19 protein-coding genes are annotated in these 22,940 nt (G+C 43.5%); 9 read left to right on the top strand and 10 right to left on the bottom strand.

Annotated elements, in window-relative coordinates:
• Nucleotides 1–52: 52 nt before the first annotated feature.
• On the top strand, nt 53–1,483 hold the full coding sequence (locus PPIS_RS10940; RefSeq protein ID WP_010374705.1) for an alanine/glycine:cation symporter family protein: 1,431 nt from the start codon (nt 53–55) through the stop codon (nt 1,481–1,483).
• Nucleotides 1,484–1,688: 205 nt separating this feature from the next.
• Entirely contained in the window at nt 1,689–2,351 is a 663-nt protein-coding gene (locus PPIS_RS10935; protein WP_010374706.1) for an outer membrane beta-barrel protein, read from the top strand.
• 149 nt (nt 2,352–2,500) lie between these two features.
• Here the strand turns inward: PPIS_RS10935 and PPIS_RS10930 are convergent, their stop codons facing one another.
• Nucleotides 2,501–3,238, bottom strand: a complete 738-nt coding sequence (locus PPIS_RS10930) for a TIGR04211 family SH3 domain-containing protein (RefSeq protein WP_017216479.1) — start codon at nt 3,236–3,238, stop codon at nt 2,501–2,503.
• Between the two features lie 172 nt (nt 3,239–3,410).
• On the opposite strand from PPIS_RS10930, the gene PPIS_RS10925 reads away from it, so the two are divergent.
• Nucleotides 3,411–4,931: a CYTH and CHAD domain-containing protein gene (locus PPIS_RS10925; RefSeq protein ID WP_010374710.1), complete on the top strand. Its 1,521-nt coding sequence runs from the start codon at nt 3,411–3,413 to the stop codon at nt 4,929–4,931.
• 110 nt (nt 4,932–5,041) lie between these two features.
• Nucleotides 5,042–5,887 carry an HDOD domain-containing protein gene (locus PPIS_RS10920; protein ID WP_010374711.1) on the top strand — a complete coding sequence of 282 codons (846 nt, stop codon included), beginning with the start codon at nt 5,042–5,044 and terminating at the stop codon, nt 5,885–5,887.
• Between the two features lie 64 nt (nt 5,888–5,951).
• On the opposite strand, the gene metK is transcribed toward PPIS_RS10920, so the two are convergent.
• Nucleotides 5,952–7,103 carry a methionine adenosyltransferase gene (metK, locus tag PPIS_RS10915; RefSeq protein WP_010374713.1) on the bottom strand — a complete coding sequence of 384 codons (1,152 nt, stop codon included), beginning with the start codon at nt 7,101–7,103 and terminating at the stop codon, nt 5,952–5,954.
• A 260-nt stretch (nt 7,104–7,363) separates the two neighbouring features.
• Here metK and tkt point away from each other — a divergent pair, with 260 nt between their 5' ends.
• The gene (gene tkt, locus PPIS_RS10910) at nt 7,364–9,358 is read left to right on the top strand and encodes a transketolase (RefSeq protein WP_010374715.1); all 1,995 of its coding nucleotides are present in this window, start codon (nt 7,364–7,366) and stop codon (nt 9,356–9,358) included.
• A gap of 114 nt (nt 9,359–9,472) precedes the next feature.
• On the opposite strand, the gene PPIS_RS10905 is transcribed toward tkt, so the two are convergent.
• The 7 genes from PPIS_RS10905 to lptD form a co-directional block, all read right to left on the bottom strand.
• Complete coding sequence (locus PPIS_RS10905; RefSeq protein WP_010374717.1) at nt 9,473–11,488, bottom strand: methyl-accepting chemotaxis protein; 2,016 nt, start codon at nt 11,486–11,488, stop codon at nt 9,473–9,475.
• A 234-nt stretch (nt 11,489–11,722) separates the two neighbouring features.
• Complete coding sequence (locus tag PPIS_RS10900) at nt 11,723–12,520, bottom strand: symmetrical bis(5'-nucleosyl)-tetraphosphatase (protein ID WP_010374719.1); 798 nt, start codon at nt 12,518–12,520, stop codon at nt 11,723–11,725.
• 99 nt (nt 12,521–12,619) lie between these two features.
• The gene (gene apaG, locus PPIS_RS10895; protein WP_010374721.1) at nt 12,620–13,009 is read right to left on the bottom strand and encodes a Co2+/Mg2+ efflux protein ApaG; all 390 of its coding nucleotides are present in this window, start codon (nt 13,007–13,009) and stop codon (nt 12,620–12,622) included.
• A complete protein-coding gene (gene rsmA, locus PPIS_RS10890) occupies nt 12,993–13,799 on the bottom strand; it encodes a 16S rRNA (adenine(1518)-N(6)/adenine(1519)-N(6))-dimethyltransferase RsmA (RefSeq protein ID WP_010374723.1) in 807 nt (268 codons plus the stop codon). The genes apaG and rsmA overlap by 17 nt, the downstream gene beginning before the upstream one ends.
• The gene (pdxA, locus tag PPIS_RS10885) at nt 13,796–14,788 is read right to left on the bottom strand and encodes a 4-hydroxythreonine-4-phosphate dehydrogenase PdxA (RefSeq protein ID WP_010374725.1); all 993 of its coding nucleotides are present in this window, start codon (nt 14,786–14,788) and stop codon (nt 13,796–13,798) included. The genes rsmA and pdxA overlap by 4 nt, the downstream gene beginning before the upstream one ends.
• 5 nt (nt 14,789–14,793) lie before the next feature.
• On the bottom strand, nt 14,794–16,086 hold the full coding sequence (gene surA / locus PPIS_RS10880) for a peptidylprolyl isomerase SurA (RefSeq protein WP_010374726.1): 1,293 nt from the start codon (nt 16,084–16,086) through the stop codon (nt 14,794–14,796).
• A gap of 15 nt (nt 16,087–16,101) precedes the next feature.
• A complete protein-coding gene (gene lptD / locus PPIS_RS10875; RefSeq protein ID WP_010374728.1) occupies nt 16,102–18,348 on the bottom strand; it encodes an LPS assembly protein LptD in 2,247 nt (748 codons plus the stop codon).
• 112 nt (nt 18,349–18,460) lie between these two features.
• Here lptD and PPIS_RS10870 point away from each other — a divergent pair, with 112 nt between their 5' ends.
• Genes PPIS_RS10870 through djlA form a run of 3 tightly spaced genes read left to right on the top strand, consistent with a single transcriptional unit; the run spans nt 18,461 to nt 20,992 of the window.
• Complete coding sequence (locus PPIS_RS10870; RefSeq protein WP_010374729.1) at nt 18,461–19,456, top strand: aminoglycoside phosphotransferase family protein; 996 nt, start codon at nt 18,461–18,463, stop codon at nt 19,454–19,456.
• Nucleotides 19,457–19,464: 8 nt separating this feature from the next.
• Nucleotides 19,465–20,157 (top strand): N-acetylmuramate alpha-1-phosphate uridylyltransferase MurU, encoded by a 693-nt coding sequence (murU, locus tag PPIS_RS10865; RefSeq protein WP_010374730.1) that lies wholly within the window; start codon nt 19,465–19,467, stop codon nt 20,155–20,157.
• Complete coding sequence (gene djlA / locus PPIS_RS10860; protein ID WP_010374731.1) at nt 20,147–20,992, top strand: co-chaperone DjlA; 846 nt, start codon at nt 20,147–20,149, stop codon at nt 20,990–20,992. The genes murU and djlA overlap by 11 nt, the downstream gene beginning before the upstream one ends.
• Nucleotides 20,993–21,001: 9 nt before the next feature.
• On the opposite strand, the gene PPIS_RS10855 is transcribed toward djlA, so the two are convergent.
• Nucleotides 21,002–21,847 (bottom strand): DUF3530 family protein, encoded by an 846-nt coding sequence (locus PPIS_RS10855; RefSeq protein WP_010374732.1) that lies wholly within the window; start codon nt 21,845–21,847, stop codon nt 21,002–21,004.
• Nucleotides 21,848–21,967: 120 nt separating this feature from the next.
• On the opposite strand from PPIS_RS10855, the gene PPIS_RS10850 reads away from it, so the two are divergent.
• On the top strand, nt 21,968–22,903 hold the full coding sequence (locus tag PPIS_RS10850) for a polyprenyl-phosphate transporter (RefSeq protein WP_010374734.1): 936 nt from the start codon (nt 21,968–21,970) through the stop codon (nt 22,901–22,903).
• Nucleotides 22,904–22,940 lie beyond the last annotated feature (37 nt).

Genomic DNA, 22,940 nt, shown 5'->3' with positions numbered 1-22,940 from the left:
AGTTCAACAGGCCCTAGATAAACGGCAAATAATAATAAAACAGGAATCGCCTATGTTTGAAAGCGCAGTTAAGAGTATTAATGGGCTCCTATGGGGAGAGGGCCAGATACTTATTTATATCCTGCTATTTGCAGGGTTTTGGTTCACTATTCTTTTGCGAGGAATACAAGTTGTAAAGTTTCGTCACATGTTTAGCCTGTTACGGGGTAGTAGTCAGGGTGATGACAATACGATTAGCTCTTTTCAAGCGTTATGCACGGGGCTATCAGCTCGAGTTGGAACGGGTAACCTTGCAGGTGTTGCGGTTGCTATCTCTCTTGGTGGCAGTGGTGCGATATTTTGGATGTGGATGATAGCCATTTTGGGGATGGCAACAGGCTTTGCCGAAAGTGTACTTGGGCAAGTCTATAAAGTGCGAGATAGCCAAGGTGAGTTTAGAGGTGGTCCTGCTTATTATATTCACATGGGATTGGGAAGTCGGGCGTTTGCAGTATGCTTCGCCTTTTGCTTGTTTTTGGGATATGGATTTACCTTTAGCGCGATGCAAACCAATACCATAACCGATGCGCTCAATAATGCGTTTGATATTCCAACCTTATATTCAGGTATTGTGATCACTGTCCTTGCCGGCTCTATTATTCTTGGTGGCTTCAAAGCGATTGCGCGATTTGCTGAAAAGGTAGTGCCAGTAATGGGATTAGTCTTTGTCCTTGCGGCCATTATTATTACCGTGATGAATTACTCGCAAGTCCCTGCCATGGTCAAAGATATTTTGCTTTCGGCTTTTGGCTTGCAAGAAGCGGGCGCTGGCGCACTTGGCGCAGCTATCAAAAATGGTATTCAGCACGGGCTCTATTCTAACGAGGCGGGAGCGGGTAGTGTGCCGCACGCATCGGCAAGTGCGTCGCCAATTCCCAATCACCCCGTGACCCAAGGTTATATCCAAATGTTGGGCGTATTCTTTGATACCATCGTTTTGTGTAGTTGTACTGCTGTCATAATTCTATTGGCAGATATAGATATTGGCAGAGAGATGGAAGGCATACGGCTAACACAATCTGCGATGACCGCGCATTTAGCAACTGGGGGCGTTTACTTTGTCGCGGCGGCGATTACTTTGTTTGCTTTCACCTCTGTAGTGGCTAATTACGCCTATGCTGAAAGTAACTTACACTTATTCCATCTGGATAATAAAGTTGGCCGTTCAATTTATACCGCATGCTACTTATCTATGATGTTGTGGGGCGCTTCGGCAACGCTAAAACAGGTATGGGATCTTGCCGACATAGCATTAGGTTTAATGACGGTGGTGAATGTTATTGCCATAGTGCGTCTTACACCCACTATCTTGGCGGTTACGGCCGACTATCATCAGCAAAGAGCAAAAGGGAAAGAACCTGTATTCGAAGTCGATAAGGTCAAAGTGCAAGGAGTTACTGAGTCTGGCATTTGGGGTAATATTAATGCGAAGAATTCAGCCTAATACGTTTTAGATGGAATAAATAAAGGCCGAATTTTTCCGGCCTTTATTTATTCTTTAACTTTTTAAATTAAAAAGTATCGCCAAGCTTTCAATCATACACCTTGTTTAAATTTTTTATATTCAGTGTATACTTCCGCCCGCTTTTTACTTCAATATTTCAAGCTAAATATTGCTTCCTTTTTAATCTTTAAACACCGATGTGATAATGAAAAAACAATTATTTGGACTGGCAGTACTATCGTTGCCTATGTACGCGAAGGCTGATATTGCCATATTTTCAGAAGTACTTTTTGGTAAAGCCAATAATGAATTTTACGCCGAGCAAGAATCTGATTTAGGATATAAGCGTGCGTCATCCGCTAATTCAGATTCATGGGGGCTGAGGCTAGGTGTTGGGCTTACAGATCATTTAGCACTTGAAATCGCGCAGCATTTTCATGGAGAGTCACTAGCTGAATATTCCGTTCACGTTTCTAATACATTCCCAGAAAGCTATCAAAACCCGTATGACTACTCATATAAAGCCAGGTTTCCTATTGATACTGAATCTCTGAGATTGGGGATTAAAGGAGAGATTGAGTTGTCTACCAATATTAATGCAAATATAAGAGTTGGAATGGCACATTGGCAATACAAAGATGTGACCCCTGCACAGTTGGTTCCTACAGGCAGCACTAGTTCAGGTGATAGCGGTAATGATACTTATACCTCGATAGGTGTTGAGTATCGACTAACAGATAATCTCTATGTTGGTTTGGAATACTCTCTTGTGAATATTAAAGAATCAAAAGAATATGACTACACAGGCGTAGTTCAATATGAGCATAATTTGCACGATATATCCATGTTACTTGGTTGGGCTTTTTAATACGCTGATATTCGTAGTTGAGAAAGGTTATTTTCAGAACTGCATTTAGAATGGGACGAATTGAAAAATTCACCCCATTAATTTTGACAAGAAAGTTTAGATGCCCCATCAGTGACGAAGTTATCTAACCTCAATAGGTATATAACTAGTTACCAGCCGTCGTAACGCTTTCTACGAGATAAAAATAGCGTCAGGATCACACCGATAATAATGCCACTGATCCCGATGATGCCACCGTAAGTGAGCAACTGGTGTTGTTCTTTTTGGACTTTTTGCTGCTGTGCTAAACGCTCATCTTGTAGCTGCTTTTCAAGCCCTGAAATAGTGTCTTGAAGTGAAGCATTCTCCGCTAGTAAATTGGTATTGTTTTGCTGCAGCATTGGAAGCTGTTGCTGGGCATCGTTCAGCGCCTCTTGGGTCTCCACTAAAGTTTGGTTAACCGCCTCTAATTGTTGCTTTAAACCTGGCTCCGTGGTGACAAATTTACTTTCTACCCAACCTTCTCTTGCTTTGTCGTCTTTAATTTGGACAAACTCGTCATTAGCGCCACTCAAAATAGTGATTGGCGTACCAGCATCAACAGAACCTAAAATTCGATAATTTTTACTTGGACCTGTGTGCATGAAAATAAAAAGATTGTCACTAATATAGCCGTTTGGTGTTGCGGCGTTTACTGTGCTATTTTCGTCTGGCTCTTCGGCAAAGCTTACAAAGCTGGTGAAGAGCAGGCTCGCAATGATAAATTGCTTAAAGTTGAACATGCGTGGGCCTTTTATTCTTTGGGTCGTAAAGTTTACAAAATAGTAGGGATTTCGCGGCCTAATAGCAAGGCTTTGTTTATTTTGAATGGCGCGAAATAATTGATTACATAATGAAAATTGCAGCATTTAACGCAATGATTCAGTGTTATTGATCCGTTGATGTTCAGCGAAATTAGCCTGACTATCTATTGATTTAGCGCATATTTGGTGCACTTCTCATCGGATAAAAAGATTGCAAACTTAGCCTCCTTTGTATATTTTGATCCTCCCTTAGACAAATAGGTAAAACACTGCCCTAATGGACACTGAAATAGAACTGAAATTTTTGGTTTCAGATAATGAAGTTCCGCTGATCCCTGCACTCATCACACAGTTTGCAAAAACGGTCACTAACAAGCCTGCTAAAAACTTAACTAACGCCTACTTTGACACGCCAAATCGTGAATTGCGTGCGCTAGATATCGGTCTAAGAACGCGTTGTTGCAATGATGAATGCGAGCAAACGATTAAGCTTGCGGGAGAAGTTGTAGGAGGGTTACATCAACGACCTGAGTACAATTTACCTATTCAGTCAGGACGTCCTGACTTGTTAGCGTTTGACGCGAATATTTGGCCTCACGGTATGCAACTTGAGTCTATTGCAGAAAACATATTCCCGATCTTCAGTACGAATTTTATTCGTCGTACTTGGTTAATCGAAACGGATTCAGGAACCAAAATCGAAGTCGTGTTGGATAAAGGGGAAATATCAGCACAAGGGAAGATGGAGCCAATCAATGAGCTTGAAATAGAGTTGATTGAGGGAAACAAAGAAGATCTTTTCTTATTAGCCGATCACCTAATTAAACAAGCTGGTATGCGCTTGGGACTATACTCAAAGGCCGCCAGAGGATATCGAATTGCCGATGATAAACCTCTAAAACCAAATAAGTTTATAGGGTTTGTACCGCTCAAGTCTCAGGTAACGCAAGAACAAGCGCTAATTGCGACAGTCAGTTATGGTATTCAGTTCGTCCAAAAACATGAGCAGTGCTATTTTAATAAACCAAGTCTCAAGACATTAAAACGAGTTATTGATGGAGTTTCGCTTATCCGCCACGCATTTTGGTTGTTCGATGACATCGTTGATAAAAGCTCGACTGAGAGTATTCGCAATGAGTTAAAATGGTTGTTGTCAGAACTTGCTTGGGTCGAAAATGCAATTCATTTAAAAACCTATACCTCAAAGCGTCATGCTTATTATAAGAAACTTAATCAGTTTCCTGAATTGGCGCAGGTCATTACCGATTTACAAGATGTTCAGCCGACACCGACAGACATTGAAGATTTATTTCATTGCACTCGTTATAACCGTTTGATCCTTTCACTTACTCGTTGGCTTGTTGATAGAGCGTGGCGTAAAAACTGGGATCAAAAAGCGTTGAGTGCAGCAGAGCTACCGGTCACAGAAATCGCAAGCCAATTATTTGATAAAGACTGGCAAGAGTTGAAAAACTTGCTTCCACAGGATAAATCGCTTTCTGAAAGAGATTATCTACATGTCAGAATAAAGCTAGAAAACACACTACTAAGCGGTAACTGTCTGGGCAAGCTTTACGATAAAGAAGCACGCAAAGCGTTTAGAACGCCTTGGATTGATATCGTTTATGGTATTTATGAGCTAGAAACACTGGCGTATCTATATCAGCTTTGCCAAAGCCAAAACGCAGATGAACTGCAAGAAGTGCAGGCATGGCTCAAGCAAAAATCAGACTTTTTGATAAGTGCTATGGAGCAAAGTCGACAATCTTCCATGCATAGCGAGCCATATTGGTTTTAACCAAATTAAGCGGGGTTTTATCCCGCTTTTTTGTACCACTTCATAACAATCAATACTGCAAATATCAGGCGATGAACTAAACTTGGGTGTATCAATTCTGAGGTAGCCCAATGATCGATATAGACGATAAAGTGCTGAATGATTTGCGCGGCGGATTTAACTTACCTGCTAAGCCTGAAATATTACAAGCCTTACAAAATGAATTATCACAACCTGAGCCTGAGTTATTTACCGTGGCGGATATTATTGCGGCAGATGTTGGTGCGTCAGCTGCGGTGTTAAAGGTAATTAATTCACCTGCTTATGGTCTTGCCCGTACAATCACAGATATAAAACAAGCAGTGATGTTTTTGGGCGTTACCTGTATTACGCAGCTAGTGACAGGGTATTTGCTTAAAAATGCGTTTGAGCAGTCAAAGTGCTGTATTTCACTGCAGCAGTTTTGGGATAACGCTGCGGATATTTCAAAAGCAGCGATGGTGGTTGGACATCATTTAAAGGCATCATTACCGATGGAGAATTTGCAGCTGCTGGGACTGTTTCACGATGCCGGGATCCCTGCAATGGCCGTAAAATATCCTGACTACGCAGAGGTAATAAAGCAGTCTATAGAGCGGCCTGAGCAAACACTGATTTACTATGAGCAGCAAAAGTACCCAGTGCCTCACACTGTGATAGGCTACTTCCTTGCGACGTCTTGGCACTTACCCAAAGAAATATGCCAGATGATTTTACGCCACCATGACGTTAGCTATCTTGAAGAGCAAAAAAATGCACAACATGTGCAAACCTTTGCGGCACTTAAACTGGCTGAAAACCTCTGTTTCGAAGCAAAACATTTTAGAAGCGCAGCGGATTGGTATCTATTTAAAGATAAGGTGATGATTGAGCTAAATCTACATGAAGATGAGTATCAAAACTTAAAAGATGATGTCGACGAAGTATTTATTGGGTAGGGGATTATTTACGGGCATTAAAAAAGGCGCATTTGGCGCCTTTTTTACTTTTTGCAGCAGGGGATTATAGGCCTGCAGCTGCACGTAGTGCGTCAGCTTTATCAGTTGCTTCCCAAGGGAACTCTTCACGACCAAAGTGGCCGTAAGCAGCAGTAGGCTGATAAATTGGACGCTCAAGGTCTAGCATAGTGATTAGACCGTAAGGACGTAAGTCGAAGTGCGCGCGGATAAGTTCGATTAAACGCGACTCATCAAGCTTAGCTGTACCGAAAGTTTCTACGCTGATAGAAGTTGGCTCAGCAACACCGATTGCGTAAGACACTTGGATCTCACACTTGTCAGCAAGGCCAGCTGCAACAATGTTCTTTGCAACGTAACGTGCTGCGTAAGCCGCAGAACGGTCAACTTTTGATGGATCTTTACCAGAGAACGCACCACCACCGTGACGAGCCATACCGCCGTATGTATCTACGATGATTTTACGACCAGTTAGACCACAGTCACCCATAGGACCACCGATAACGAAACGGCCAGTTGGGTTGATGAAGAACTTAGTTGCTTCAGTGATAAGTTCTGCAGGTAATGTAGGCTTAATGATAGTTTCCATCACCGCTTCTACAAGGTCAGCTTGTGATACAGAATCACAGTGCTGGGTAGATAATACGACTGCGTCGATACCTACTGCTTTACCGTTTTCGTACGCGAATGTTACCTGAGACTTAGCGTCTGGACGTAACCAAGGTAGCGTACCGTCTTTACGAACTTGCGCTTGTCGCTGAACTAGACGGTGTGAGTAAGTGATAGGCGCAGGCATAAGTACGTCAGTTTCGTTACACGCGTAACCAAACATTAGACCTTGGTCACCAGCACCTTGTTCTTCTGGACGAGAACGATCAACACCTTGGTTGATATCAGGTGATTGCTTACCAATGGTGTTAAGGATTGCACATGAATCAGCGTCAAAGCCCATGTCAGAGTGTGTGTAACCAATTTCACGCACGGTCTTACGAGTTAATTCCTCGATATCAACCCAAGCGCTAGTTGTGATTTCACCACCAACCATAACCATACCGGTTTTAACGTAAGTTTCACACGCAACACGTGCTTTTGGATCTTGCTCAAGGATGGCATCTAGAACCGCATCAGAGATCTGATCGGCGATTTTATCTGGATGGCCCTCAGAAACAGATTCAGAAGTAAATAAATGTTTAGCCATTGTATTTATGCTCACAAATATTGCGCTTCACAAACATCAGGGACAGCGCGAAAAATTAAGGGGCGTATTCTAACCAAAAAACCTAGGCATTGACTAGTTATTTTACGCCTAGACGTCCAAAATTGTGCAAACTTTTTTAATGGTCGGAAAAAGTCCGTCTGTACCCGTTTTTTTATGGCCTTTGCCGTTGCAGTTAGCCATATAAATAAGTAAGAATGGGCTCAAACCCCCGCGAAACACATTTAAAGGTAGGAGAATTCATGCCATCTCGCAAAGAACTTGCTAATGCAATTCGCGTTCTTTCCATGGACGCTGTACAAAAGGCCAAGTCTGGCCACCCAGGAGCCCCTATGGGCATGGCGGACATCGCAGAAGTACTTTGGCGCGATTTTTTAAAGCACAACCCAAGTAATCCTGAGTGGTTCGACAGAGATCGCTTCGTATTATCAAACGGTCATGGCTCGATGTTAATTTATTCATTGTTGCATTTGTCGGGTTATGACTTATCAATTGATGACATCAAAAACTTCCGTCAGCTACACTCAAAAACACCAGGCCACCCAGAATATGGTTACGCACCAGGTATTGAAACTACCACTGGCCCATTAGGTCAGGGTATTACTAATGCGGTAGGTATGGCGATTGCTGAAAAAGCATTGGCTGCACAGTTTAACCGTGAAGATTACGACATCGTTAATCACTATGCCTATGCATTCTTAGGTGATGGTTGTTTGATGGAAGGTATCTCACACGAAGCTTGTTCACTAGCGGGTACTCTTGGTCTTGGCAAACTGATTGCGTTTTGGGATGACAACGGTATTTCAATCGACGGTGAAGTTGAAGGTTGGTTTAGCGACGATACACCTAAACGTTTTGAGTCTTATGGTTGGCATGTTATCGCCGGTGTTGATGGCCACGATAGCGATGCGATTAAAGCCGCTATCGAAGCGGCGCAAGCAGAGTCTGGTAAGCCAACTCTTATTTGTTGTAAAACGGTTATCGGTTATGGTTCACCAAACAAATCAGGTAGCCATGATTGTCACGGTGCACCGCTAGGTGATGATGAAATCAAAGCAGCACGTGAATTCCTTGGTTGGGAACACGGCGCATTTGAAGTACCAGAAGATGTGTACGCAAAATGGGACGCAACAGCGCGTGGTCAAAATCAACAGAGTGACTGGTTGATTAAGTTCACTGAATACCAAATGCATTACCCTGAGCTTGCTGCTGAATTTGAGCGTCGCATGAAAGGCGAGCTTCCAGCAGACTGGTCAGAGAAAACAGAAGCGTATATCGCAGAGCTTCAAGCGAATCCTGCAAACCCTGCAACTCGTAAAGCATCACAAAATGCATTGAATGCTTATGGTCCAATTCTACCTGAGTTTATGGGTGGCTCTGCTGACCTTGCGGGTTCTAACTTAACACTTTGGGATCAATCTAAAGGCTTAACGGCAGAAGATGCTGCGGGTAACTATATTTTCTACGGTGTGCGTGAATTTGGTATGTCTGCCATCATGAACGGTATTGCACTGCACAGAGGCTTTATCCCTTACGGTGCGACGTTCCTGATGTTTATGGAATATGCGCGTAATGCCGTACGTATGGCTGCATTGATGAAGCAAAGAAGCATCTTTGTGTATACCCATGATTCAATCGGTCTTGGTGAAGATGGTCCAACACATCAGCCAGTAGAACAAATGGCGAACTTACGGACTACGCCAAACCTAGCGAGCTGGCGTCCATGTGACCAAGTTGAGTCAGCAGTTGCTTGGCAGCAAGCGGTTGAACGCGCTGATGGCCCATCTGCACTGGTATTTACCCGTCAAGGTCTTGCGCAGCAGCCACGTACCGCTGAGCAAGTTGCAGCGATTAAGCAAGGTGGTTATGTACTATCTTGTGATGGTGAGCCTGAAATCATCCTTATTGCAACCGGTTCTGAAGTGCAACTTGCGGTGGAGTCTGCGGATAAGCTTCGTGCAGAAGGTAAAAAGGTACGTGTTGTGTCTATGCCTTCAACGGACATTTTTGATGCGCAATCTCCAGCATACAAAGAAAGCGTACTACCAAGCTCAGTAACGCGTCGCGTCGCTATCGAAGCGGGTATTGAGGACTTCTGGTATAAATATGTAGGCCTAAATGGTGCTATCGTTGGTATGACAACGTTTGGTGAGTCAGCGCCTGCTGATGAGCTATTCAAGCTATTCGGCTTTACGGTAGAAAATATCGTTGAGAAGGCAAACGCATTGTTTGCATAATCAAAGAAAAGAAACAAAAAACCCATGCCATGCATGGGTTTTTTATGCTTGGTGGTTTTGATAAACCCCCTAAAGCTTTGAGACTGTTTCCAGCTCAAAGCTCAGGTTAGATCGTTAAACCTTAAACTGCTCTACTGATAAGCGTAACTCTTCGGCGAGTTTAGCAACCTCAGAACTAGAGATTGAGGTTTGGCTCGCGCCTTCAGCTGTTTGCTCTGCGATTGTTACAATCGATTCCAAACGTTCACTGATTTCCTGCGCTACCTGCTGTTGCTCATTCGCCGCGTTTGCAATCTCTTCACTCACATCATGAGCCTGAGAAACAGCTGCAGTGATAGAGTTTAGCGCTTCGTTAGCAAGGTCGCTCTGAGTTACGCACGACTCCGCCTGCTGTTTGCCTTTCGACATTGCGCCTACCGCTTCTTCGGCACCGGCTTGTAAGGATTCAATCATTGCTTGAATTTCTTGAGTTGACTCTTGAGTCTTACTTGCAAGCGAGCGCACTTCGTCTGCCACTACCGCGAAGCCACGACCCTGTTCTCCTGCACGCGCGGCTTCGATTGCAGCGTTTAGCGCAAGGAGGTTAGTTTGCTCGGCAATGCCACGGATAACATCCAAAATACTGCCTATCGACGCGCTGTCTTGGTGCAGTTTGTTAATCACGCGAGAGGCTTCATCCACTTCCCTTGCGAGTTGCTCAATAGTGTGTTTGTTCTCATGTGAAATACCTTTAACACGCTCCGCTTCTTTATCAGCATTTTTAATTTCTTGTAATGCTTGATGCGCGCTGTTACTAACACCGTGAGAGGTGCTACTCATCTCAGTTGTAGCGGTAGCTGCTTGCTCTACTTGTGCCTGCTGATTCTTAATTGCTTGGCTGGATTCTGTAGTAATAGTCGATGTTTCTTCGGACGCTGCAGCAAGCTGTGTCGAACGAGAAATAATGCCAGTGATAAGTTCACGTAAGCTAGAGATTAGGGTGTTACAGCTTCTAGATAATTCACCAAATTCATCTTTTGCCGTGTCATCTAAGCGCTGTGTCATATCACCACTGGCGACAATGTTTAAAACTCGGTTTACTTCCGATAGTGGTTTTGTGATTCGGCTAACGGTAATGTAAGCTACGCCGACTGCCATTAGCGTTGCTACTATCATTCCAATCCAAGTCCATAGGTTTGCTGTGCCTACATCGGCACGTACACCTTGTTGTAAGTTAAAGGCGACTTGGCTTGCTTCGGAGAGTAAGTCATCTAGCTGAGACAGAGCGGCTTTTGTGGTTTTCTCGGCGTCGGATAATTCCTTACGCGTTTCAGCTAATGCGTTGATCAAGCGTTTTTGATTTTCCGCGATGCTGTTGCTGCCGGTAACTGCACCTTTTAAATTAGTGTAATAGCCTTCGAGATCAGCAAACAAACTGCTATCAAGCGCGCTAACGGGGCCACACATTAAATCAATATTACGACCTAGCTCTTCAACGAGATAGCTTTGATCTCTACTTACAATTTCCAATGTATTGATGTCTTCAACAGTAACAATATCGTTGGCGCTAGTCACAACAGAAGAAAAGTTATTTTCTAAGTTATTTGCAGCTTGAAAAGCGCGTTTGTCAGCATCTTCTAAGCCATCCAAATCAATGATATCAACCGTCACCATAGTCGCATCTTCTGCGGCAACATCAATAGTTGATAACTGCTCTTTTAATTTGTCCCGTAACGAAAGCTCAGTTGTTTTCTCGTTTACCAAGCTGTTCATGGCTTTTACGAACGCATCATAACTTTTGCCAACATCACGACTGCTTGAGGACAATTTATTATTAGCGGCAACGACCTGCTGCAGCTCTGAATAGGTTTTGTCAAAGATCTTCTGGCGCTCTGCAAATTGCTGTTTTAGCGTCGCTAGTTCAGTCTCCGAACGTGCATAAAAACTTCCCTGAGCCATTTTGCTCATTAAAGTGAACTCTACTTGTAGAGCAGAGCTTTTAGAGAGTGCTGGTAAAGAGAGGTTATTAACCTGTTGAGTTGAGTTGTCAATGTTCGCAATTCTAAATAAAGAATTGCCCCCGATAAGAAGAAGCAACAAGGTGATGGTAATAAAACCACCCCAAATACGTTGGCTAACAGTCAAATTCATAGCTGTCCTACAAAATTTACAAAGCAATACGGATACTTATCGGATTTATTGCGGATAAGTTAAGTATTTTATAGCAGATGTGACAAAAAATTTCAGTAAAAAAGGTCGGATTACAAAAAATAGCAGCTCAACGGATAAAAAGTATAAGCTTCACGTTTTCTTCGAGTGTAGCCTAGTTTAATAAAAGTTAAAGTGGGTGATTACCCTAGATTCGACTTAGGAAAGTTAAATAGCCTAATTGTGCTGGTACTTTTCGCCACTGTCGATATTTATCATCGTCATAGGACCTCCCCACACGCAGCCAGTGTCTAAGGCAATAATATTTTTCTTGTTGGTTTCGCCTTCCAAAGCAGCCCAGTGGCCGAAAAGTAGGGTTGTGTCGGTTGGTGTTTGGCTGAGCTCAAACCACGGAGTGAGACCTGCCGCATCTTTTAGGCCAGACTTGTTCTTAAGATCCAGTTCGCCATTTTGTTTTAGAAAGCGCATTCGAGTGAAGACGTTAACAATGGCTTTAAACTTATCTTGTTCACTGAGCTTATCGAGCTCAAGTCCTGGGTGAGCGCCGTACATATTGGCGTAAAACTCAGGGGCTTTTGTCGATTGATAAATGGCTTCGGCAAAGCGCGCATATTCTAGCGCTTGCGTAATATTCCAGCTTGGATGAATACCAGCATGAGAAATAAAAGTCTGCTGTGTTTCAAGCCAAATAGCCAGTGGCTGTGCACGTAATAAATCTGCATATTTCTGACGTTTAGGGCTGGCAAAAACCGCGTCTAATTGATCTTTTGGGTTTGGAGCGACTCCCAAAGCAAGACAGGCTAAAAAGTGGAGATCGTGATTGCCGAGTGTAATGCTAATAGAGCCTGCGTGTTGATAGAGGAACTCTAAGCAAGCAAGCGAATCTGGGCCTCTGGCGATGATGTCACCGACAAAGTATAAATGGTCTTGGCTTGGGTTAAAGTTGACTTGATCGAGTAGCCCGATGAGTGGAGTGAAGCAGCCTTGCAGGTCTCCAATTGCGTATTTTGCCATTTATTACCTGTGGTTTTTTATAACTCAATGTTTTTATTCTGATGTCTAGCACGTATGAGGAACGCGGGGTAAACCCGCTTCCGCAAAATAAAAACGGTATCAATGCAAAATATTTGGACAGGAGAGTCTAAATACATTGATTGGCGCTTTAAACTCGGTGCCAAACTCATTACGCATTAAATAATACCCTTCCATCGTACCAACTGGGGTATCGAGCACCGCGCCGCTGGTGTACTGATAGCTCTCGCCAGGACGAATAGTGGGCTGCTCACCGACAACACCATCACCTTCTACTTCGGTCTCTTTGCCATTAGCATCGGTAATGAGCCAATAACGACTATGTAGCTTAGCGTTACATAAGCTATGGTTTTTGATGGTAATGGTGTAGGCAAACACATATTTGTCCTTTTCAGGCTGTGATTGCGCTTCAACGTAAAAGGTCTCTACCGATACTTTGATCGGTGAGCCAATATTAGTTTGAGTTGTCATATATCCAATTTGCAATTTCAATAAACTGGTTAAGCGACAGGTTTTCAGCGCGAAGCGTAGGGTCGATACCCAAGTTTCGCAACTGCTCTTCGGTTAACAGGTTCGATAAGCTATTTATTAGTGTCTTACGACGTTGGTTGAACGCTTCTAAGCAAACAGTATTCAAAAGTTTAGTGCTTTTGGCTGTACGTTGTGACGGATCTTTTGGGATCAATCGAACCACTGCCGAGTCAACTTTTGGTGCCGGTTTAAAGCAATGTGGTGGTACTTCAATCACGGGAATAGCGTGACAATAGTACTGCGTCATTACGCTTAAGCGACCAAAGGCTTTACTGCCAGGGCCTGCAACCATACGGTTAACCACTTCTTTTTGCAGCATAAAGTGCATATGCTCGACCTGGTCGGCAAATTCAAATAAGTGAAATAGCAAAGGGGTTGATACGTTGTAAGGTAAGTTACCAAAGATCTTCAGCTTTTCCCCTTCTTTGATTAAAGAAGAGAAGTCAAACTTCATCGCGTCACCTTGGTGAACCGTTAATTTAGGTCCCAAGAATGGATGATGGATCAAGCGCTCGGCAAGATCTTTATCGAGTTCTACAACGGTTAGGTGACCACTTAAATCACAAACAGGCTCAGTGATAGCACCTAAACCAGGACCAATTTCAACCAGATTATCTTCTGGTTTAGGATCGATAGCGGTTACTATCTTGTCGATAATATTGTTGTCATTTAAGAAGTTTTGACCAAAGCGTTTACGCGCTCTGTGTCCGAGATGTACTTTATCTGTCATGCATTCTGTGCTTTTTTGGTTGCGAGCTTAATTGCTTCGCGGATCGCTAATTCAAAACTACCCACTTCAACATCACCAGAGCCGGCTAAATCAAGCGCTGTACCGTGATCAACCGATGTGCGAACAAAGGGTAATCCTAGGGTGATGTTTACTGAGTTTCCAAAACCTTTATATTTTAACACAGGTAAGCCCTGATCGTGATACATTGCGAGCACAGCATCAGCATTATCTAAATATTTAGCTTGGAAAAGGGTGTCAGCTGGCAGCGGTCCAACCAAGTTCATGCCTTGTTTATTCAGCATTTCCAGTGTTGGTTCAATGGTTTCTATTTCTTCACGACCAAGGTGACCACTTTCTCCAGCATGCGGATTTAATCCACAAACTAATACTCTGGGTTGTTCAATACCGAACTTGGTTTGTAGGTCGTGATGTAAAATATGAATGACTTTGCTGAGACGCTCAGGCGTAATCGCCTTTGATACATACGCCAGTGGGATATGCGTAGTAACTAGCGCTACACGCAGCCCTTCGGTAGCGAGTAGCATAACGACATCGGCGGTATCAGACTGCTGCGCAAAGTACTCAGTATGGCCGCTAAACGAGATCCCAGCTTGGTTAATAATGCCTTTATGAACAGGACCCGTGACTACCGCTGCGAATGTCCCATCCATATTCTTTTCAGAGGCAATGCGCAAGGTTTCGAGCACATAATGGCCATTAGCTTCATCTAATTGACCAGCTACCACTTCAGCACCTTTGTCTACTTGAAGGTAGTAAATGGCACCAGCAGGTGCCGCTTCAGGCGCAGCATCACTGTCAAAAGGCAGTAACTTGATTTGTTCACCAAGTTCTTTGGCGCGTTTTTCTAGAATACTTTTATCAGCCACCGCAACTAACTGAGCAGGCCATGCATGCTGAGCCAGTTTGATAACAAGATCTGGGCCAATACCTGCAGGCTCACCTGGTGTAATTGCGATTCTGAGTGTCATAGCCGTTATTCCGCTTCGATAATTTCAATATGCGCTTGGTCACGCATTTCTTTAATCCATTTAAAGCTTTCTTCTTTAAATTTACGGTTAAACAGCAGACGGTGTGCGCGATTTAACTTGGCTTGTTCTGTTTTATCGGCCACGCGTTTATCTAGCAGTTGTACAATGTGCCAGCCAAATGTACTTCTAAATGGTTCACTGATCTGATCTTTTTCTAGCGACAACAGAGTGTCTCTAAACGCTGATACGTATGTAGTTGGATCTGTCCAATCGTACTCACCGCCTTTAAGTGCAGAGCCCGGATCTTCAGAATATTCTTTAGCTAGCGCAGCAAAGTCAGCGGTACCTGCGCGCAAGTCTTTTACAAAACCTGTTAGCATTGAGCGTGCTTTTTCTTCACTTAGGATAATAGACGGTTTGATTAAGATATGACGTGAACGCACCTCAACAGTTTCAACAACTTCACGACCACGAATATCTTGTACTTTTAGAATGTGGAAACCCGCGCCTGAGCGCAGTGGACCAACGATGTCGTCTTTTTTTGCACCTTTAATGGCCTCAGCGAACAAGGTTGGCATTTCGTTAATGCCCATCCAGCCTAATTGACCACCATCTAGCGCTTTTGAGCCGCTTGAAGAGGCAATTGCGATGCGCTTGAACTCTTTACCTTCGTTCAAAAACTTAATCACGTTATCAGCGCGCTCACGAGCATCTTCAATTTCTTCTGGAGTTGCTTTATTTGGGATCTTAATCAAGATATGGCCAATATCATACTCTTCCGAGTTACCCGTTTGCTCACTCAAGATCTTTTGCAGGTTAGTCACCTCTTGAGGGCTAATATAAATACGGCGATCAACACTGGCACGGCGCACTTGGCTTGTGGTTATTTCTTTTCGGATCTCTTCTCGATATGCCTGAAAGCTTTCGCCACTCGCTTCAACTGAACGACGTAAGTCAGCGATAGTACCGCCTTGATCTTGGGCAATATTTGCAATGGTCTGGTATAATTGAGCATCAGAAATTTGCATACCCATGCGATCACCCAATTGCAACATTAAAGATTGCTCAATGAGTTTATCGATGGCTTGTAAGCGTAGTGTTTTATCACTAGGAAGCTCTGTGCCTTGCTGCTCAGCCTGTTCTTTAACACGATTTATTATTTGATCGACTTCGCTTTGTAAAATTACACCATCATTAACCGTGGCAACAACAGTATCTAGCTTTACACGCTCAGCATGTGCTTGAGTAAACAGGCCTGCACTTAATGAGGCCACTAATAACAACTTTTTTAAATTCATACGGCTTTCTAAATTCTATTTATTCAAAAAATACGGTCTACGGTAACCAAAAATACCCTGTTGAAGGAGTTTACTCGCATCACCACTGCTTTGGCTTCCAAGCCCTGTAAGGACAAATTTCAGGCTGAAGCCAGAATCAAACACTGCTTCATCATTTGTAAGTGTTTGGTTTAAGTTTGTTTCAATTTGACGATTCGCAGTCACCTGAATAGCCCAACAACAAGACTGGTATTGAACACCAACAAAGGATTCAACACTTCTATTTGCCGTCATATCTCGGTGATAGCTTGCTACAAATTGCCAGTTATCGTCAATTGGTAAACTTGTAAAGAGACCGACTTGGTCAATTTCATAGTCTGAGACATCATTAACATAACGATGGTTCAATTGCACTAACTGCTTGTCGTCTCCTTTATAGTCCAAAGTAAAGTGAGACTGCACTAACTCTTTGCTATCCACATCATATTGCACCCCACCTGAGAGGTACCAGCGCTTATGCCAATGTAACATGGATTCAGCGGCAAATAGTGCATTATAGTTGGTATCATCAGTAAATAGCTGTTCAGAAGGCTTTACAGATGACTCAAGATAAATGATCTGACCTGCACTGAAGTTAAAGCGTTCGACATTACTGCTATCGAATACACGCGTGGTTGCACCCACGGTGAATTGATTGGCTTCTGCAATACGGTCATAACCTGAGTAACGGCGTGCTCTAAACAGACCAATAAAGTCATCTTGTAACTTAGCCGTATCGTACCAGCCAATTTGGCTTTGCTCTCTGTGTGGTGTGTAAAGGTACTGAATTTGTGGCTCAAGCGTTTGTGTACCTTGTTCAAAAAAGAACTCGGTACTGCGCTCAAAATTCAGTTGTCCATGTACCCGTAAACTTGGCAATGTACGCGTGACAGACTCCTCATACTCTGTATCCGGCACATCTATATTTTGTTCATAGCGCGTGTGAAGTAGGCGTGCCTCGGAGGTAAATGACCAAGCGTAGTCGCTGCGAGAAAAAGACACGCGAGGTTCTAGATGTAATCGCGACGCCTCTGAGATTGGCAAAGCATCATTTTGAAAATAGGCAAACTCACCTTCAAAGTCCCAATCAAGGCCAACAAGTTCATAACTGTCACGTGTACGGAAGCTAATTTGCGGTAGTGCAGTGTAGGATTCTCTGTGATCGCCCAACACTTCAAAATCTTGCAACTTTAAGTCAACCAGCCAGTCGTCGCCTAGATAACTCAAGCTGCCAGTACGGTACAATTGAGTGTCGGTTTCGTTGGCGTATTCGGATGTTAAGTCAGTGAGGTAGTTATCGTCACTGACATTTGTGACATCAACAAATGCGCGCCATTTATCACTTAAATAACTTTTTTGTTGCCAATGTACTAAATAGCGATCGTCTAGCTGCGGCTCAGAATCATCCTTACTGAGATATTCTACGCCAATTTTACCTTGATGTTGTTCAGTTAAATATCTGAACTCGGTAATAAGCTGAAATCCTTTATTGGCCATGTATCTTGGCGTTAAGGTCGCGTCGTAGTTGGGGGCTAGGTTGAGATAATAAGGAGTGATTAGCTCCAAACCAAACTTATTTGAGCTGGAAATTGTCGGCGTCAGCAGGCCTGATTTTCGTCTATCATCGATTGGAAACGTAAAATAGGGTAAATAGATAATTGGCGTGTCCATAATTTTGAACACCGTATTATAGGTCTCACCCCAACCGTCTTCTCGAGAAAGTACAATGCTGCTTGCCTCGATACTCCAAAATGGGTCATCAGCAGGACACGTGGTAAAGCTGGAGTTGTCGAGTGAAATTTTGCTGCCAGAGGCATGCAACTTCTCAGCACCACCGCGGCCCTGCTGGTCCGTTAATTCATATTCAGCACCAAGCAAGCTCACGGTGTTAGCATTTAAATCCGCGAATAGCCCATTACTGTGAACTTTGGTAAATTGGTCACGATAGAGTAGTGGTCCAGAAGCGCTGAGCAGGCCTTCTTTTTTATCGATTAGCGCACGTCTAGCTTCTAAGCTCATGGTTTCAGTGTTAATCACCACATTACCCGAAAACTCAGCACTATCAGTACCTTGTAGTTCTAAGTCATCGGCAACGATATCAATGGCATGTTTGGGCAGCGAGGCTAACGGCTTCCAGTTTTCTGGCTGCATATAGTCTTTACATTGTGCGGCGACAATGTTCGTATTAGCAAAAGCTGTAGAATGAATCGCGGATAATACAGCCAAGCCCCAAATTTTGCGCATTTAATAACCTATTAGCTGAGCATTTAATAATAAGCTCATCATGATAAATGAAAACTGTCGGAAATACAGTAGCATTTAAATATTTACAAGTAGAAGGTGTAATAGTAAATCCATGAATAGTCAAAACCAGCGCGTCGAGTTTATACAGCAGGCAATACATAGCGACGATTTTACGTGTGAGGCTATCACCTCGGATGCCAGCTTCCGGCGTTATTATCGCGTTAAACGACAAACGATGTCGTGGATCTTAATGGAAACACCAGTCGATAAACTCGATAATGCCCCTTTTATTGGTTTAAATACGGTGTTTGCAGAGCAGGGGCTTAATGTTCCACAAATCCTTGCGAGTAATGAAGAGCTAGGGCTGTTACTGTTACAAGATTTAGGCTCAGAGCATTTGGCCGATAGGTTGGCATTGCCTTCTCGGCTAGAGGATTATCGTGCGCTGATAGCGCTTATTCCAGAAATCGCCAAAACACCAAAGAGTGAATGGATGAAGCCCTATGATGCTGAGTTCGTTGATATGGAACTTCATATTTTTTACGAGTGGCTTGTAACAAAATGGCTTGGTTTAACGCCTACCGAATATCAACAAGTGCAGTGGCATAATGTGAAGTTGAAACTCGTTGATGCGATGATTCGCCAGCCGCAGGTTACGATGCATCGAGATTTTCATAGTCGCAACCTGATATGTCATCAGTCTCAGTGGTATCTCATTGATTATCAGGATGCGGTACAAGGACCTGTCACTTATGATGCGGTTTCTCTATTGCGGGATTGTTATACTCGCCTTGATGCTCATGAGTTTACTGAGCTTAAGCAATATAGCTTTGATTGTTTAAAAGCGGCTAATTTATTAGACGGTATGGATTTTAGCACCTATCAACATTACTTTGACTTAACAGGGATGCAAAGGCACCTTAAAGCTGCCGGGATTTTTACTCGCCTATTGCAGCGAGACGGCAAAGGCGGGTACTTAGAAAATATTTTGCCAACGTTACGCTACCTCGTTGAAGTAGCGAATAAGTATAAAGAATTTCAGTGGCTTGCAAGCTGGCTGGAGAATGACATAATGCCTCAAGCGCAGGCTAAATTAGGCACAAAATAGAAGTAACAATGAAAGCGATAATTTTATCTGCTGGTCGTGGTAAACGCATGATGCCACTGACCGCGAACCAACCAAAACCTATGCTTAACGTCGCAGGAAAGCCACTACTTGAGCATCATATCGAGCGCTTAAAAGCGGCTGGGATCTGCGATATCGTGATAAATCTTGCATGGCAAGGTCAGGTGATAAAAGACTATTTCGGCAATGGTAGTCATTTCGGTGTCAATATTGAGTACAGTGATGAACCTGAAGGTGGATTAGAAACCGCAGGTGGCATCATTCAAGCATTGCCGATGTTATGTGAACAGGATGATAGCTTTATTGTACTCAATGGCGATATTTTTACGGACTACGATGTCAGCAGCTTAATGCAGTTACAGCTCGGCAGCACAGCAGAGGGCCATTGCGAGGCGCACATTATGTTGGTAGAAAATCCCGAACATAATCCTGAAGGCGATTTTTGCCTTGCCCATCAGCCGCTCAATCAGCAAAAGTATACCTTGTCTGGTATTGGCAAATATCACCAAAGTTTTTTTACCGAGCTTGGGACTGGCTTTATAAAACTAGGGCCGTTGCTGCGTAGTGGGCTTGAGCAGCATAAAGTTTCTACTGAACTGTATTTGGGCGCATGGGATGACATTGGCACGCCAGAGCGACTAAAAATGATCAACGAAAAGTTAGGGTATAGCGATGTGGGGTAAATTATTAGGCACAATTTTCGGCTTTTTATTTGGTCGTTGGTTAGGCGCTATTTTAGGTTTTTATCTCGGCCATTTATTTGATAAAAGTTTGCGTCAGGATTTTGATAAAGTCGGTGGCTTTCAAGGTTTCATGAAAGGTGAAGATCTGCATGAGCGCCAAGCCTTGTTCTTTTCCAGCTGTTTTTCTGTGATGGGACATATCGCCAAGTCTAATGGTCGAGTCAGTGAAATCCACATTCAAGCTGCGTCTGCGTTTATGAGCGAAATGGGCTTGCAGGGTGAAGAGCGAAAAGAAGCGCAACATGCGTTTACTGCGGGAAAAAGCAGCGACTTTTCGATAAAAGAAGCGGTTACCGATTTTAAAGAAGCTTTTGCTAGACGCTATGACTTGAGGCAGCTGTTTTTAGAGATTCAAATTCAAATGGCATTTTGTGATGGGCATGTGTCTGATGCGGAGAAGGCCTTACTTAAACAGGTGAGTAAGTATTTAGGCTTCGCAGAAACCCACTTTTTGTTCTTGCTTAAGCGCTATCAAGCAGAATTTGAGTTTCGTCGCTCTCAGGCGTCTGGGAGATCGCAACATCAACACCAGCAACAGGGCGGCCGTCAACCAACATCACAAGATAACGGCTTAAACCGTGCTAAAGCGTTGGCTGTACTGGGATTGAGTGAAGGGGCGAATGAACGTGAAATCAAAAAAGCATACCGCAAACTGATGTCGCAGCATCACCCTGACAAATTGGTGTCTCAGGGATTACCTAAGCATATGATGGAAGTGGCAAAGCGCAAAAGCCAAGACATTCAGTCTGCCTATGAATATTTAAAAAAGAGCTAACTTGAAACACTATAAAACGCGCAAAAAACCGAGTAACTCTTTTCTGAGTCTTTGATGTTGGAGCGGATCGGTTTTTTCTCCAAAAAGCTCTCGTTGGCGATAATCAAATTTACTGTTTTTTCTCGCCCAGCGCGCTCTGTCTGGCGTATTGTCGACCACAATCGGATTGTCAAAACTGTAGTAAACATCCAGTAGAGCAGGGCTTATCAGAGAAAGGTTGGATGCCAAGTGCTTTTGCCGCGTTGCATTAGGCAGTTGTGGGCTAACAACGGCAAAGGCATCGATACGTAGATTGGGCAGGGTTGCTAAGTGCTCTCCAAACAAGCCTGCGCTATTACCAAATGCGACAATCACCAACTTTTCTGTTTGAGTCATGGACAGCGTGTTGTAAAGCACCTCAAAGCGGCTGATCAAGGCCATTTTATATTCGTCGAGATTAGATTCTGAAATAGGTGCAAGTGTTTGCTGAGCCGGTTTTTCAGCATCAGGGAGCGCGATGTCTTGCTCTAGCAGACTCGGTGCATAAGAAAGGTCCGGCGGAGTAAGGGTATAGGTGTCGTAGCCATCATCGCTTAAGCGTTTTGCAAGAAAGCTTATGCCGCTGTTATTGAGAGGCGGAGTTTGCATGTCTGGTAATAAGATCACGATGCCTTCGCGAGCGGCTGCCATATATTCTTGATGAAATACATAAAAGCTTTCGTTTTCGCTTTCCAGTTTTACCAATTGCGATGGCTCGTAGAAACGATTAGCGTCTTGCTGATAAAGAGAACCAAGCGGTGCTGCATCAATATGTTCAGCTGCAAAAGTCGTCGCGGGTAAAGCGGCAATAAGTAATAAAAGCGTTCTGATGATCATGGTACAAGCGCGTAAAATATCATAATTGGTTATCGACCAGTTAAGCGAAAGCTTTAGCTGTCGCTATTTTTTAGCGTTTTAAGTTAAACTGCTCGGCAGTGGAAATGAAAGGAGAAATTTGTGCAGTATAAAGATAGCAAACGAGACTATCTCTTTATGTTTTTAAAAGGGGCCGGAATGGGGGCTGCGGATGTTGTCCCGGGTGTTTCTGGCGGCACCATTGCTTTTATTACTGGCATCTATGCACGTTTTTTAAATGCCATCAAAAGTGTGAACTTACAGGCTTTGAGTACATTGCGCCGTGATGGCCTAAAAGCAACTTGGCAGTACATTGATGGTAGCTTTTTACTGGCGGTATTTTCTGGTTTGCTCATCAGTGCAGCGTCTTTGGCGAAGGTGATCACTTATTTATTGGAAGCACACCAAACACTGGTATGGTCATTTTTCTTTGGTCTTATCGTCGCTTCTTTTGTTTATGTTGCAAAACAGGTCTCTCATTGGAGTGGCCAAAATATTATTGCCTGCGCAGTTGGCGCTATCGTAGCCTTTGCTATTACTTCCCTTTCACCAGCTGAAGCGCAAGCATCTCATTGGATGTTTTTTATCTCAGGTGCTATCGCCATTTGCGCGATGATCTTACCTGGGATCTCAGGGAGCTTTATCCTACTGTTACTGGGTATGTATGGCCATGTACTTAGTGCGGTGAACCAGCTTGAATTTGGCTTAGTGAGTTTATTCTTACTAGGTTGTATTGTAGGGTTAATGTCGTTTTCGCGCCTACTCAGCTGGCTATTGGCGCACTATCAACAAGTAACGTTTTCGCTACTCGCTGGCTTTTTGCTGGGCTCGCTTAATTTATTGTGGCCTTGGAAACAAGTGCTTACGACTTACGTGAATTCCAGTGGTATAGAAAAGCCATTGAGTCAGGCCAATATTTTGCCTGCGCAATACAGTACGCTGTATGGTCAAGACCCAAATACGCTGGCATGTATTGCACTTGCCATCGCTGGCCTTGCGCTGATCTTAACCATTGAAAAGATAAGCGAAAAATATTAATAAAATAGACACCTAGAACAATAGACACGGGTTGAGC

Origin of the sequence: Pseudoalteromonas piscicida, assembly GCF_000238315.3 — a bacterium.
Lineage (GTDB): Bacteria > Pseudomonadota > Gammaproteobacteria > Enterobacterales > Alteromonadaceae > Pseudoalteromonas > Pseudoalteromonas piscicida.
Note: the sequence above shows the minus strand (reverse complement) of the source record. Positions and strands in the feature narration are given on the sequence as shown.